The organism is candidate division Zixibacteria bacterium HGW-Zixibacteria-1 (assembly GCA_002838945.1).
In the GTDB taxonomy this organism is placed as follows: Bacteria; Zixibacteria; MSB-5A5; order GN15; family PGXB01; genus PGXB01.
The window spans coordinates 1-13,654 of the sequence record PGXB01000035.1; the positions used below are offsets into that span (position 1 = coordinate 1).

Annotated in this window: 12 protein-coding genes; 8 read left to right on the forward strand and 4 right to left on the reverse strand. The window is 47.9% G+C overall.

Going from position 1 to position 13,654, the window contains the following annotated elements; all coding sequences use genetic code 11:
* Positions 1-113: 113 nt before the first annotated feature.
* The 3 genes from CVT49_12360 to CVT49_12370 form a co-directional block, all read right to left on the reverse strand.
* Complete coding sequence (locus CVT49_12360) at positions 114-1,118, reverse strand: hypothetical protein (GenBank protein ID PKK82665.1); 1,005 nt, start codon at positions 1,116-1,118, stop codon at positions 114-116.
* Between the two features lie 65 nt (positions 1,119-1,183).
* Positions 1,184-2,398, reverse strand: coding sequence for an anion transporter (locus CVT49_12365; protein ID PKK82666.1), 1,215 nt, complete (start codon positions 2,396-2,398; stop codon positions 1,184-1,186).
* Between the two features lie 122 nt (positions 2,399-2,520).
* Entirely contained in the window at positions 2,521-2,823 is a 303-nt protein-coding gene (locus CVT49_12370) for a hypothetical protein (protein ID PKK82667.1), read from the reverse strand.
* 202 nt (positions 2,824-3,025) lie between these two features.
* Between CVT49_12370 and CVT49_12375 the strand changes: the two genes are divergently transcribed.
* Positions 3,026-4,150, forward strand: coding sequence for a hypothetical protein (locus CVT49_12375; GenBank protein PKK82668.1), 1,125 nt, complete (start codon positions 3,026-3,028; stop codon positions 4,148-4,150).
* Between the two features lie 2 nt (positions 4,151-4,152).
* Here the strand turns inward: CVT49_12375 and CVT49_12380 are convergent, their stop codons facing one another.
* Positions 4,153-4,530 (reverse strand): hypothetical protein, encoded by a 378-nt coding sequence (locus tag CVT49_12380; GenBank protein ID PKK82669.1) that lies wholly within the window; start codon positions 4,528-4,530, stop codon positions 4,153-4,155.
* A gap of 277 nt (positions 4,531-4,807) precedes the next feature.
* Here CVT49_12380 and CVT49_12385 point away from each other — a divergent pair, with 277 nt between their 5' ends.
* The 7 genes from CVT49_12385 (at position 4,808) to CVT49_12415 (ending at position 13,620) form a co-directional block, all read left to right on the forward strand.
* Positions 4,808-5,017, forward strand: coding sequence for a molybdenum-binding protein (locus CVT49_12385; GenBank protein PKK82670.1), 210 nt, complete (start codon positions 4,808-4,810; stop codon positions 5,015-5,017).
* Between the two features lie 215 nt (positions 5,018-5,232).
* The gene (locus tag CVT49_12390; GenBank protein ID PKK82671.1) at positions 5,233-6,468 is read left to right on the forward strand and encodes a cytochrome C; all 1,236 of its coding nucleotides are present in this window, start codon (positions 5,233-5,235) and stop codon (positions 6,466-6,468) included.
* Between the two features lie 39 nt (positions 6,469-6,507).
* Positions 6,508-6,708: a hypothetical protein gene (locus CVT49_12395; GenBank protein PKK82672.1), complete on the forward strand. Its 201-nt coding sequence runs from the start codon at positions 6,508-6,510 to the stop codon at positions 6,706-6,708.
* Positions 6,709-7,357: 649 nt separating this feature from the next.
* On the forward strand, positions 7,358-8,140 hold the full coding sequence (locus tag CVT49_12400) for a hypothetical protein (protein ID PKK82673.1): 783 nt from the start codon (positions 7,358-7,360) through the stop codon (positions 8,138-8,140).
* A gap of 571 nt (positions 8,141-8,711) precedes the next feature.
* Positions 8,712-9,863, forward strand: a complete 1,152-nt coding sequence (locus CVT49_12405; protein ID PKK82674.1) for a hypothetical protein — start codon at positions 8,712-8,714, stop codon at positions 9,861-9,863.
* A gap of 237 nt (positions 9,864-10,100) precedes the next feature.
* Positions 10,101-10,409: a hypothetical protein gene (locus CVT49_12410; protein ID PKK82675.1), complete on the forward strand. Its 309-nt coding sequence runs from the start codon at positions 10,101-10,103 to the stop codon at positions 10,407-10,409.
* 592 nt (positions 10,410-11,001) lie between these two features.
* Positions 11,002-13,620 (forward strand): serine protease, encoded by a 2,619-nt coding sequence (locus tag CVT49_12415; GenBank protein ID PKK82676.1) that lies wholly within the window; start codon positions 11,002-11,004, stop codon positions 13,618-13,620.
* Positions 13,621-13,654: the final 34 nt, after the last annotated feature.

A 13,654-nucleotide genomic window follows, 5' to 3' on the forward strand; every position in this document is an offset into this window, starting at 1 on the left:
GTTATGAAAAAACTACTGATGATGATCCGGGCAATGTTGAAAAACAATTTACCCTTTAATCCTAACTATGCCCTTGACAGTTAAGACGGTATCTACAAGTTTTTATATGTTGATTATTTCTTGAACCCGAACTTGATGGCGTCCTGGTCGCAGGCTTTGAGACATTCGCCGCAGGAGGTGCAGTCCGGGGCCGCTTTGGTGGTCTCATCGATCAGCCGCGCGATGGTCGGACAGGGGGAGGCGTCAACACAGGTCATGCACAGCGTGCAGGCTTCATGATCGACCCGCACCCGTCCGGGAGCGATTTTCTCCGCCAGCCAGGTCAGGGCGCCGATCGGGCATATCAGGTAGCAGAACGGGCGGTATAATATCAGACTGGCAAGCACCAGAATGGCGAACATGATAATCCAGGACGCGTTGATATTCCAGTGCAACAGTTCGAAAAAGTTGATCGAGTCATAGAGACTGAAAGCCGAAAAGGCGGTCCAGATCTCGGCGGTGATATCGCCGCCGACATTCTCGGCCAGAAGGGTGATCTGGTCCTTGACGGCGAAAAAGGTTAAAACGAACAGCACCAGAAGGCTCATCCGAACCGTATTGAAAGCGGTAAAATTGAACTGCTTATATTTGAATTTATGCGGAATCTTGTTGATCAGCTCCTGGAGTGCCCCGAGCGGGCAAACCCACCCGCAAAACAGTTTCCTTCCGATCAGGCTGGGGATAAAAATAGCCAGAAAAAGGGCGATAAAGCCGGCAAAAAAGGCCCCGTAGAGAAATTTGAACATGAACAGGTTGATAATACCGCACATCGGGCTGGGATGCAGCGGATAGAAAAGCTCCAGGCCGAACAGGACAAACGCGACCGCCATCATGCCAATCCGCACCCAGCGGTTAATCCAGCGGCCCAGAAGAAGCGCCAGCCCCACCAGAGCCATTATTAGAAACAGAAGATATTTACCGTTGAACAGGAAATAGGCCACGCCCGGTTCTTCATCGGCCTGCTCGTCAACCATCCGGTCGGTCGGAACCGTGCTTACATCGGCCGTCTGCGCCATTAACGAGACAGTGAGAAGCGAAAACAGGCAAAGAGAGAGCAGTAGTGCAACTGTAAATTTCATACCGGTCTAAGATATGAAAACAATTGATTTTGTCAATAACCTTTGTCGATATAGCGAGTCAATGGTCATAACATTCTTATCCAGAGCCAGACTCCGGCCACGGCCAGGGTGGCCAGAGTGACCGGGATGCCGATTCGCGCGTGCTCGCGCCAGCTTATGTGGATACCGAGCCGGGAAGCCTGATCAATCACGATTATGTTGGCAATCGAGCCGACAATGAAAAGGTTGCCGGCCAGAGTCGATGACAGCGCCAGGACCGATCCAGCCATCAGGTGATGGGATGTCGGCAGTAACAGCATGACGGCCGGAACATTGGAAACGATGTTGGAAAGGACTACGCTTATTCCGAAAAGGGCAGCCGGATGGTCGGGATTGACCCCGCCCGATACAAGAGTATTTTTCAGACCGTCGAGGTAACCCGCGGCGCTGAAAGCATAATTCACCACAAACAGGGATATAAACAGCACCAGCAACTGCCAGTCAACCAGACCGAGCATCTCGCGCGAACGCATGCGGCGCGAGCATAGAAGAATTCCCGCGGCGGCCAGGGCAATAATTTCGCGCGGCCATGGTGATGCCAGAAACATGACCACCAGAATCATAACAATTATCAACCCTTTGGAAGTCTGCCAGTTACTATGCGGCGGCGATTCGACCGGCCGGGTTTTTCTTACCAGATGCCATTTCCCGGCGGTAAAGCGATTGATTATAAGCCAGACTAGCGCCAGCCCGAGCACCGAAGGAATTAACGCATCCCACAAATAGCCTGAAAAAGACAGATGCAGTATCTGCCCGATAAGAATGTTCTGTGGATTGCCGATCAAGGTCGCGGCCGAGCCGACATTGGCGGCACAGGCCAGTGCCAACAGAAATGGTTTGGGATCGAGCTGCCGCCGATCGCAGGCCTCGATCAGCACCGGCGCTACCGCCAGACAGACGATATCATTAGCCAGAACCGCCGAGAGAAGACCGACGGCGCCGATAATGAGAGCCAGAAGTGTCGGAGGGGATAGTTCTGTTTTGGCGATATGGCGGATTAGATGTGAATAAAAGCCGCTCAACCGGAATTGGGCCGAGATGACCATCAGGCCGAACAATAGCATGATGGTCGGCATATCGACGGCGGCGGCAAAATGAGTCAGGCTGACCCTTCCGGCGATAACCAGGCCGATGGCGCCCAGAAGCGCCAGCCCCGTGCGGTCGAGCGCCAGTCCGGGGATTCTTCCCAGAATCATCCCCAGATAGACAAAACAGAAAATGACGAGAACCAGAATGTCCAATCCGCCTCCGATAGTGTCATATCAGGGATTGAATATAAAGGCGGGAATTATTTAATGCAAGACAGTAAAAAATCGAGCCGCTCCCGTAATTGTGAAGCGGCCCGTCAATGGTAATTATTTAATTAGACATACTCCGGTTCATAGTAAACCGGCTCACCCATCTCGGAAAACGAGAAATTGTAGAAGACATTGTGCCCGTTGTAATCCAGCACCCGTAAGTCATCGGTCTGTTTGACATCATTCATAACCGCCGTAAAATGCGCCCCGTATTTCGATCGAACCAGTTCCTGGTCCAGTTCACAGGCGATGAATTTCTTGATCCCCTTTGATTCCAGTTTTTCGACCAGACCGGGATCGGTCAGCGAAGCATAGCTGGTGATTATAAGAATGGGGCCGGAACCGGTAAAGATAATACTGGTTTTCATGACACCCCTCCTGCTAAAATGATCAGGTCAGAAACAACGACACTCTCCAACGGTTCTACGTTTTTTAAGGCGCCTATTTGAACGAAAATAGATATTATGGTCATGTTAATTGCAGTGGCTGACTTGTCCATCCATTAAAAGGCTAAAACAAACGATTCGTTCAATACGTCAGATATAACGGGCAGCCGAGGCGGTAAATAATATGATTTTTTTAATGAAAAAATGCAGGATCCGCAGATTCACCGATCTCCCCCTGATAATTATCCTGCTGTTAAGTATCTTCTGCGGTGTCAACTCCGGCGAAAAAACAGCCGGCGATTGGAAGGTGGCGTCGCCGCGATCCCAGGGTCTGGATATCGTTATTCTTTCGGGTCTTGATGACAAAATACTCGCCGGGGAATATGGCGAGATTCACAGTCTGCTGGTTATCCGTAACGGGTTTCTTGTCTTCGAAAGATATTACCGCGGCTATGATGTCAACCGATTGCACCGAATCTACTCGGTCACCAAAAGTTTTACATCGGCACTGGTCGGAATCGCCATGGAGCAGGGATATGTCGACAGCCTCGATCATAATGTCCTGAGTTTTTTCCCGGAGTACGACAGTTATGCCAATCTGGATGCCGACAAGGAAGCCATCGTTCTCCGGAACATTCTGACGATGCGGATGGGAACGCATTGGGATGAATTCACCTATCCGTTCGATGATTCCCGCAATTCCATTTACCAGATAAGAAACAGTGCTGACTGGGTGAAATATGTTCTCGATCAGCCGATGGTGGAGCCACCGGGAACCAGGTTTCGGTACAACACCGGGGCGACGATGGTGCTCTCGGGGATACTGCGCAATCAGATCGGTATGCAGGCACAGGAATTTGCCGATGAGGTTTTGATGAAACCGCTTGGAATCGAGAATTACCAATGGGAAGCCGGTGCGCAGGATTTGACCAATACGGGCTGGGGATTATGGCTGCGGCCAAGAGATATGGCGCGTTTCGGGCAGATGTACCTTGACGGCGGCAAATGGAACAAAAAGCAGGTTGTCCCGGCTGATTGGGTGGCCGCTTCGACGCATAATCATGTACGGATCAACAGTACTTTCAGTTATGGTTACCAGTGGTGGATGATGCCGCTGGAAAATGTCCCCGGTCATATTCCCGCGCCGGATGATATCAAGATTTGCTGGGGATACGCGGATCAATTTATTTTTGTAATTCCTGAGTTGAATATGGTGGTGGTTTCGACCGGCGAAAATATTACCGATGAAAGTGATGATGCGGCTATTGAATTCGTGCCGGAGTATATTGTAAGGGCGGTTATAAAATAGAATCAGGCATTGACGGTTTGATCGGTTTTCACCCAGGGCAGATTGACCGTAATTTCTTTGGCGGTGGTGATATGCCGCCGGACCATCGGCTTCAGCTTTTTGGACAGGTACACTTCGATACCGTCGCGATGCTCCTTCGCCGCTTTCGCCCAGGTCACGTACAGCCCCAGTTCCTTGTAGGCTTGTATTTCCCAGTCGTTTTTGTGGTGGGTCAGACGGTCGCGGATATTCCCCTGACCGACCCTGACAACTGCCGGCTTTTTGCCCCCGTGCCAGATTATGTAGACACCTTCAAAGTCGTCGAAGTGAGGGCTGCGCAAATCAAGCGAATTCAACGGGCACCATTTACCGCTGTTGTACTTGATCCAGTTAAGCTGCATTGCCGCACCTCCGGCATAACCAATTAAGTGAACTTCATTGAATCAAAATGCCCGGGATCGGAACGGATGGATTGTTTTAGCCCGGGCCTACCGAACCGGCTCAGGGTCCAATCTGATATAATATGTGTAAAACCGCCCGATCTGTCAATATTTAGCAGCCAAAAAAATGGGCCCTTGAAATACTTGCCCGATTGACCGCTTTTGGAGTATATTTATAAAGAATGGTTTTCTGAATTATCTCAGCCGTTATAATAATTATCAAATCAGGAGGCTTGTCATGAAATATGGAGCCCGTAACCAGTTGGTCGGCAAGGTCACCGAGATCAAAAGAGGCATGGTGATGAGCCAGGTTAAATTCACCATCCCTGAAGGGGCGCGGATGAGTTCCGTGATAACCGTCGAGTCGCTCGACGATCTGGGCATCAAGGAAGGCGACACGGTCAGGGTTATTATCAAAGCCATTAGTGTGCTTCTGGTTAAAGAGTAAGTATTGATTTTAATGGCGCCGTTTTCGATAAACGGCGTTATTTTTTGAATTAGAAAAAAGTGCTGACTTGGACTCAATAATTTCATATTCACCCGTATTTAATGTAGTAATTTTGACTTAAGTCAAAGAGCGGGACCATAAAAAATGCTATCATTTCCAAGACAATTTTTTGTTGAAAGCCATATACTTAACAGATACAAACTCAGGAGGAGAGTATGCGTAAAATGCTAATGGCTCTGCTGGGGGTGATTTTTATCGCGGCCTCATCGCCCGCCACGACCTGTGTCGACTGCCATAAGGAGGTCACTCCGAACATCGTCAAGGACTGGCAGTTCAGCAAACACAGCGAAAATGAAATCGGCTGTTCGACCTGTCACGGCGAGGGGCATCAAACCGCCGCCGATTTCGCCAAAGCCGATATTCCGACACCGACCGTCTGCGCCGACTGCCATGACACCCAGGTGGCACAGTTCAGCAAGGGCAAGCATGCCGCGGCCTGGGCATCGATGAAAGCGATGCCGACCACGCACATGCTTCCCTATGCCCTCAGCGATGGGATGAAGGGTTGCGGCGGATGTCACAAGCTGGGCCTGAAGACGGAAGATGAAATCAAGGTACTGAAAGAACAGGGGCATGGCTTTGGGACCGCTTCGTGCGATGCCTGCCATACGCGGCACACTTTCTCGGTCAAGGAAGCCCAGCAGCCGCAGGCCTGCCAGACCTGCCACATGGGTTTCGATCATCCGCAGTGGGAGATGTACTCATCATCAAAGCATGGTGTCAGGTATCTTCTCAAGCAGAACGGCACGTTGCATGAAGAAACAGTTGCGCCCACATGCCAGACCTGCCACATGGTTGACGGCAATCACGAAGTGAGGACACCGTGGGGATTTCTGGCGGTGCGGCTGCCGCTTCCCGAGGATCCGGAATGGAAAGCCGACCAGATTACGATTCTTCAGGCGCTTGGTGTTCTCGACATGGACGGCAACCCGACCGAGCGGCTGGATGTGGTGAAGGCGGCCGATGTGGCCCGGCTCGACCAGGAATCATTCGATCGCGAACGCAATAAAATTATCGACGTCTGTTCGAAGTGTCATTCGAAGAATTTTGCCGTCGGCGAAATCAAAAAGGGTGACGACATGATCAAAGCGGCGGATCATCTGCTGGCCGAAGGCATCCGCATCATTGCGGGGTTGTATCAGGACGGCACCCTGGCCAAACCGGAGAGTTATGCCTATCCGTTCCCGGACCTGCTCACGTTCCATGACGCCCCGACCATCATCGAGCAGACCCTGTTCGAGATGCATCTCAAGCACCGTATGCGTGCTTTCCAGGGCGTGTTCCATGCCAACCCGGATTATGCTCTGTGGTACGGATGGAGCGAGATGGTGCGGGATTTACAGGAAATCAAGGAACTGGCCGCCGATTTGCGTTTCAAGCACGGGAAGTGATTACTGCAAACATTTTGCTGACAAGAAATTTCGAAAGTTATGCCGGGCGGGTATTTATTCCCGCCGGCCGAAATTTTCAGGGGTAATTATCATTACTACCTGATAACCAGGGAAAGACGGTATTTGCCAGACATTTGCAATATTGTGTTTAAATTAAGGAATTTGCCACCGTGGAGCCGGGCCGCATCCCGGATTATCTTCTGCAAAAATATGCCAATTTTTGACAAAGATTTTCATTGACAGCTTAGTATAAAAATTACTATAAACAAAATGACGATTTTGACGACAAATATAATATATAATGGAGTATTATTCATATTTTAAGTTAAAAAAGCGCTTGACAAATAATGGCTTGATAGTTAAGTTTTAAAGGTTGTCGGGCCAACTTTGATATGCAACTTGACAGAATGCCCCATTTTGATAACCAAAATTATCATAATAAGGATGATCAATCACGGATGATCCTGAATCTGAAGAATAAAATTCACCAATAGAGATCTGACTCGCCGGAGCCAATTTACTACGGCGTTTAAAGAGGAGTTGCATGTCTTCAACAGCCAGAAAAAGGTATTATGTATGGCTGTTATTAATGGCACCATTGATCATTCTTACTTGCAGTAATAACAGCATCGAACCAATCCCTGCTTCGGCATCAGACTATGATCTGATCTATTTCCCGGGCGGCGGTGGCGGCGCAAGTCCTTATTTATCATTGACTTACTCTACAAGGACAGGTGTGGTCCTGGATACGTGCCTGACACCATATTACATTAATGATATGAAATTTATTTCTGACGGCAGCATGGTAATTTACTCTGGAGTTTTATCAGTACCACCAACCAACCAGGAATGTGCCATTTGGATCAATAATAATCTTACAGGAGAGACATTGTTTTCCAGTGGGGATTGCCCGGGTGAGCGGCTGGTGCTGGCGCCGGGCGAGGATTATGTGTTGTCAACGGGCGAAGCTTTTCGACTTTACAGTTTTCCGGCACTCGTTCCAATTTATACGCCGGCTTCAAACCAGGCGACCGGCGGAGGCTTTTTGACCTCACCCGGCAAAGCCTATTATTTTTATGACAACAGAGATACTCTTTATACCATCGATTTCAGCAACGCTGCTTTGATTGTCGAGACGGCCATACCATTAAGAATGAATGGAAATCCTTTTTATCCCAGCAATGCGGCGTTGCATGCTTCCGGGAAAAAACTTGTTTTTATTGAAGGCGATCCGGCGGGTACTACCGACATTATGATTTTAGATTCCGACAATCTGGGTTTTATAGAGGGCGCCCACGCCGATTGGTGGTACCGGGATATCGAGATTCATCCCGACGGGAATCGAGTCTTTCTCAGTTGTTATTGGAGCCTATTGGATGATGAATCCAGAAATCGGGTGGATATCTATAATATAGGCTCAGGTCAATTTACTTCATTCCTTGGCGTTCATGACATCGAGGGGGAAACTGCCTTCCAGCCGCAGCAGATGGTCATAACGCCCGATGGCGGGATGATTTATTTTCGTTCAGGTTTATATACCGGCGGCATGACGATAACATCCGAATTTACCGCTCTTGGTATAAGCGTCGCATCGCGCCAGCTAATAAATCGGATAAAACCGGAAAATCCTGTGGCGAGTTTGATAGCGATTGATCCGACAAGGCATGAATGAGAAGTGCAAAATTATTAAGGAGATTGTAGAAATGCAGTCCGATAATTGAATTGAGGGCTGTTCGGGAGGCTGTGGCGGAAGTGTTAACGAAGCGGAAGTCGTTGTAGCACAGCGCATTACGACCGCACCAACATCAATGTGTAAGTGATGATATTTTTGTAATGAAGGGATATATTAAAACAGGCCTCATATAATGGATGGCTCTGGTCGACTTCAAGATTGCAATAATTGGCATAATAAGAGATTTTTCTTTCACATGTGAGAGATTAACATTTGTTTTTAAGAACTAATATCAATGAGGTTTTCGGCCGAAAATAGAGATGGGATTAATATGGACAAGAGTTTTTACATTAAGATATAAAATTATCTTGACTTTTGAAAAAAATATTATTGATTAAATTGGTTCTTCGAGGTCAGACCTCTTTGAAAATTACATCCTTACCTGAGCATAACCGGGTTCAAAGAATCATGGATGTTGCATTAGACATTCAACCTGATCAAGAATTCAAAATGAATTTGAAATAAATGAGCCGCATTGCCCGCTCAGGTGTAAAGGTTCATGAGGAGTTATATGTCTTCAACGGCCAGGAATTCAAGGGTGTTATGGCTGTTTTTGATGGCATCATTGACTTTCTTCACATGCAGCGAAAATGTCACCAACCCGGATAAAAACACAATCCCCGAGTACGGATTAATTTATTTCCCCGCCGGAGGCGGCGGTGAATCACCGATGATTGAGTTGACTTTCAGTTCAAAAAATGGGCAGGTAATCGACACGACGTTATCAAATTGCTACTATTATTCAATGGAATTTACCGATGATGGGGCGATGGCGATTTATGTCGGGGGCTACGCCGTTCCGCCGGAGCAGCGAAATGAGATGGCTTGGGTGGTTAATCAATTCACAGGAGATACCCTGTCCAAATATATTGGATGGACCGGCATTAAACCGGTTTTAGGTCCGGATAAAAGCCGGTTATTAATAACTGGGGCGGGATTCATGCTGTTTGATTTCCCCAGTCTGAATTTAGTCCATGACATTGTTTTTGAACCCGGTTCAAATTGGCCGATTGATGGCGGATTTATGACCGCCGGTAATAAGCTTTTCTATTTTTGTGAAAGTAAGGACACCATCTTTGTTCTGGACTTTACCAATCCCGGGTCAGTATCGGAAACCGCCGCCCCGATTTCATTTGACGGCCAACCGGTTTTCCCGACATCATCGCTGGTCGATTATCGGAACGAACATATCATTCTGATTGCGACCAATATGTCAGGCAAGAAGGATATCGTCGTTTTCGGCTCTGATGATTTGAGTTTTATCAAAGGAATACATACAGATCATTATTACAGTCACCTTGTAGAGCATCCCGACGGCAACAGGATTTTTCTTGGCGCCATTGCCGCTTATACTGTTTCTCCAGATGAAAACAGGATCGACATCTATGATATCAGCCAAAATGTGATAAATTCCTTTGTCGGGGTTCATGACATTGACAGCATGTCTTATTTTCAGCCGGATCAAATGGTTATTACGCCTGACGGTGGGATGTTGTATGTCCGGGCAACTGAGTATTATGATGGTTCCGACGCTTTCACCATTAATTGGCCGGCGGTCGGTATACGAATTTCAGACAGGGCTCCGGTTCAGTATTTAAATCCGGCCGTGGCTCACTCGACAACTATATCCGTCAATCCGATTATGATCAGCGAAGCGGATTAGATATATTGAATTGTCGGTTGTGGTGAAAATCATTTGACTCTTTTTCGGCGCCACCGATTGCAAAAACGCCAAAGAAAGCGGTGGCATGGGGATAACAGGATGATCCTGTTATCGGGGTCCGCATCATTGATTCAGACATCTCCAGAAAATAAAGATCAGAGCACTCCCAGGCCATAGGCAACTGCCACACTCCTATATTGGACGGATTTGTAGGAGGCAACACTTTACATAGGAGGTATGTGTATGGTTTCCCGACTGGCCGGAGGATTATTGCTATTATTAATCCTGGCCCTACCTTCACTTTCGCCCGCATCGGAATTCTTTTACTACACTTATGGTTCAAAATCCGTTATGGCAATCGACTCAGGCAAGGTCACCGAGATCAAAAGAGGCATGGTGATGAGCCAGGTTAAATTCACCATCCCTGAAGGGGCGCGGATGAGTTCCGTGATAACCGTGGAGTCGCTCGACGATCTGGGCATCAAGGAAGGCGACACGGTCAGGGTTATTATCAAAGCCGTTAGTGTGCTTCTGGTTAAAGAGTAAGTATTGATTTTAATGGCGCCGTTTTTGATAAACGGCGTTATTTTTTGAATTAGAAAAAAGTGCCTGCCCGGACTCAATAATTTCATATTCACCCGTATTTAATATAGTAATTCTGACTTAAGTCAAAAACCGGCATGCTTTCCACCCCGAACTTCCGCCTTTTTTTTATATAAACTTATCCATTTTGGCATATTGACGTTGCAAACCGGCTTTTTTATATTAAATATATAACAGGCTGTCGGGATTCGATTTTCCAATTAACTGACAGTAAGAATATAGCGGCCGTTTTGAGGCCGCTTTGAATCCTTGTGCTGGAATATAATCTTTAACGGGAGGGCTTTCACATGCCCGAATTTAAGATCGAAGATGATACTCCGGTGTTATTTGAGTTTACAACCGGATCTGATGTCCAAAATGTTGGACTGTTCAGTATTTTTGCAACCAAAACCGAAGAATTCAAAGAAAAATCGGCTATAGGTCTGGAAAGAGCCATGAATGCAATCCAGACTATGGCCCAGCGAATCGGCCAGTTGCATGATAAGATTCCTGTGGAATTTTCTCAGGTCGAGGTCGAATTTGGCATCAAGCTTGATTGGGAATTCGGGCCGGTTATAACAAAAGCCGGAGTCGAGAGCCATATCAATGTAAAATTGGTCTGGGATCGAAAGGACAAAAAGTGAGCAAAGAAGAGCCGGTTCTTCAGAATATTCGTAACTTCACTGTCCAGATAAGGCGAATCGAAGACGACCGAATCGTGGGTACCGGTATCGCCGTATCGGAAAAAGGTAAAATTATTACCTGTGAGCATGTTGTTGAAGCTGTATTGGGCGTAAAACCATGCGATGCCGACGGTAAAGAAATCGGGATATATTTTCCACAAATCCCGGAATCTCGTCGGGCCAGAGTGAGTACCCTTTTAACCGAATTCGAGGATGATATTGTCGAATTGGAACTGTGCGACGGCCTCATGCCGCTGGGTTCGGAAAAAATCGCAAAACTTGGAGGTGCCGAAAATTCCGAGGGGCATAAATTTCGCAGTTACGGCTATAGCCCTACCGGGGAGCACCCGTCCACATGGGCCCACGGCATAATACTGGGTTCTGTGGAGACCACTCATATTAAAAAATTGCAGGTTGACCCGGTTCAATTAAGCTCAAGGCAGATTGATCGCGGTATGAGCGGCGCCGCGGTCCTGGATGATGAACTAAATGCGGTCGTTGGTATTATTTCGGCACGCTATTTTCCAAAGAGCGCGGTCAAGGATGATATTGGTTATGCGGTTGATAATTATGTGCTCACATTCAATCCATTCAATTATACACTCGAGAATAAAGTAGCAAAACTCCCGGCCCCGGAGCCGAAGACCGATCAGGAAAAAGTGAGGACAGCCGGGAAACCGAAAGAGGCCGTCATTCTCAACAACGCGCCGACTTCGCTGGATGAATGGGTCGGGCGGGCGGAGTTGCTCGGGCAGATTACCGAAGATTGTCTGAGTCAGAAAATACATATGACCGGGCTGATCGGGTTCGGCGGTGAGGGCAAAAGCAGTCTGGCGCGAAGGTGGCTGGACAACATGCTCGAAGGTATGCCCGACTGCCCCAAACCGGATGGTGTTTTCTGGTGGGGATTTTATGACCGGCCCGGAGTGGATGAGTTTTTCGAGGCGGCGCTTGAGTATATCAGTGGCGGGACTATAAAAGCTTCAGAACTGCCTTCTTCGACGGCCAAAGCGCACTTCATTGCCGCCATGCTGTCCAGAAGCAAATATATTTTTGTACTGGACGGGCTGGAAGTGCTTCAGGAGCAGGACGGGGACAAATACGGCCTTCTGCGCAGCCGTGACTTGAGAGATTTTCTGCACTTTTTCGCCGGACCGGGGCATGATTCATTTTGCCTTGTCACCAGCCGGGCGCCGTTATTCGATCTGATTGAATATAACACTTATTCCAATCGTGATGTCATGCGGATGAGTGAAAGCGACGGCCGGGATTTGCTGCGCAGATATGGTGTAAAAAACGGCACGGAGGCCGAACTCGATAAGATTGTCCGCGAGTGGGACGGCCACGCTCTTACCTTGAGCCTTATCGGAACATATTTGGCGGAAAAATATGACGGCGATATTCACAAAGCCGATAAAATTGAACCGCCGACAGCGGATGAACCGCGTTATGAGCGGGTGCATCGGGTTCTGCGCCGCTATGACGAGCATCTGACCGAGGCCGAACGCGCCTTTATGATTATATTCAGCGTCTTCCGCACCCCGGTCAAAGAGGAAGCTTTCCCCAAAGTATTTCGAACCGCAACCGGCAAGACCGCCATAAATGCGCCTATAACAAGACTGAATAATACAGAATTCGGGGCAATGCTTGAGCTCCTTAAAAAATATCGTATTCTCCGCTATGACGCCCGCGAAAGACATTACACCACTCATCCTCTTATTCGCAGACATTACAGTGCTATATTGGTAAAGGGAGGAATAGAAGAAAACAAAGAAGCAATAGAGATTCACAGGCAAATCAAGGATTATTATCTTGCCACTGCCGGTGACGCGCCGCGCTATCCTACTCTTGAAGACCTGAAACCATTTATCGAAGTCGTCCACCATCTCTGCAAAGCGGGAGCCTATGATGAGGCATTTAATATTGTCTGGAATCAACTTTTTAGGAATGTTGAATTTGTCATTTCCCGGAAGCTTTCCGCATGGGATACGGTATGGGATTTGATGCTGGAATTTTTTGCGGATCGTGACACCACCGGTGAACCGCTGGTCAGCGAACCTTCCGGCAAAGGCTGGATATTAAACGAGTCTGGCCTATGCCTGATGTGTCTCGGGCGGCTGGCCGAAGCGGTTTCTTTTTATGATAGAGGAAATAAAATTGATGTGGATATACTGAAGGCTTGGCGGTTTGGCAGTACCGATTTTCAAAACTTATCTGAACTACATTGCCATCTTGGCTCTCTGAAAGAAGCCGAAAAAGCGGCGAAGCAGGCGCTTGAATATGCCCGCCGCGCCGAGGATGAAGGGGAAAAGCGCGTTTCGCTGACCTCTTTGGGATGGGTCGCCCATCTAAATGGCGATATAAAAAAAGCCGGGGAATTGTTTAAAAAGGCTGAGAAACTCGAAAAAGAAATCGATCCAGCTAGTCAATATCTATACAGCCTTCGTGGTATCCAGCATGCCGAATATCTCCTCAAAACCGGCGATATTTAATATTCCAAATTGATTACTGAAGATAATCTAAAAA

Excerpts from the sequence above, each read along its gene's own strand:
- CVT49_12360 (PKK82665.1), bottom strand. The coding sequence starts at position 1,118 with ATGAAATTTACAGTTGCACTACTGCTCTCTCTTTGCCTGTTTTCGCTT.
- CVT49_12370 (PKK82667.1), bottom strand. The coding sequence starts at position 2,823 with ATGAAAACCAGTATTATCTTTACCGGTTCCGGCCCCATTCTTATAATC.
- CVT49_12375 (PKK82668.1), top strand. The coding sequence starts at position 3,026 with ATGATTTTTTTAATGAAAAAATGCAGGATCCGCAGATTCACCGATCTC.
- CVT49_12380 (PKK82669.1), bottom strand. The coding sequence starts at position 4,530 with ATGCAGCTTAACTGGATCAAGTACAACAGCGGTAAATGGTGCCCGTTG.
- CVT49_12385 (PKK82670.1), top strand. The coding sequence starts at position 4,808 with ATGAAATATGGAGCCCGTAACCAGTTGGTCGGCAAGGTCACCGAGATC.
- CVT49_12390 (PKK82671.1), top strand. The coding sequence starts at position 5,233 with ATGCGTAAAATGCTAATGGCTCTGCTGGGGGTGATTTTTATCGCGGCC.
- CVT49_12395 (PKK82672.1), top strand. The coding sequence starts at position 6,508 with ATGCCGGGCGGGTATTTATTCCCGCCGGCCGAAATTTTCAGGGGTAAT.
- CVT49_12405 (PKK82674.1), top strand. The coding sequence starts at position 8,712 with ATGTCTTCAACGGCCAGGAATTCAAGGGTGTTATGGCTGTTTTTGATG.
- CVT49_12410 (PKK82675.1), top strand. The coding sequence starts at position 10,101 with ATGTGTATGGTTTCCCGACTGGCCGGAGGATTATTGCTATTATTAATC.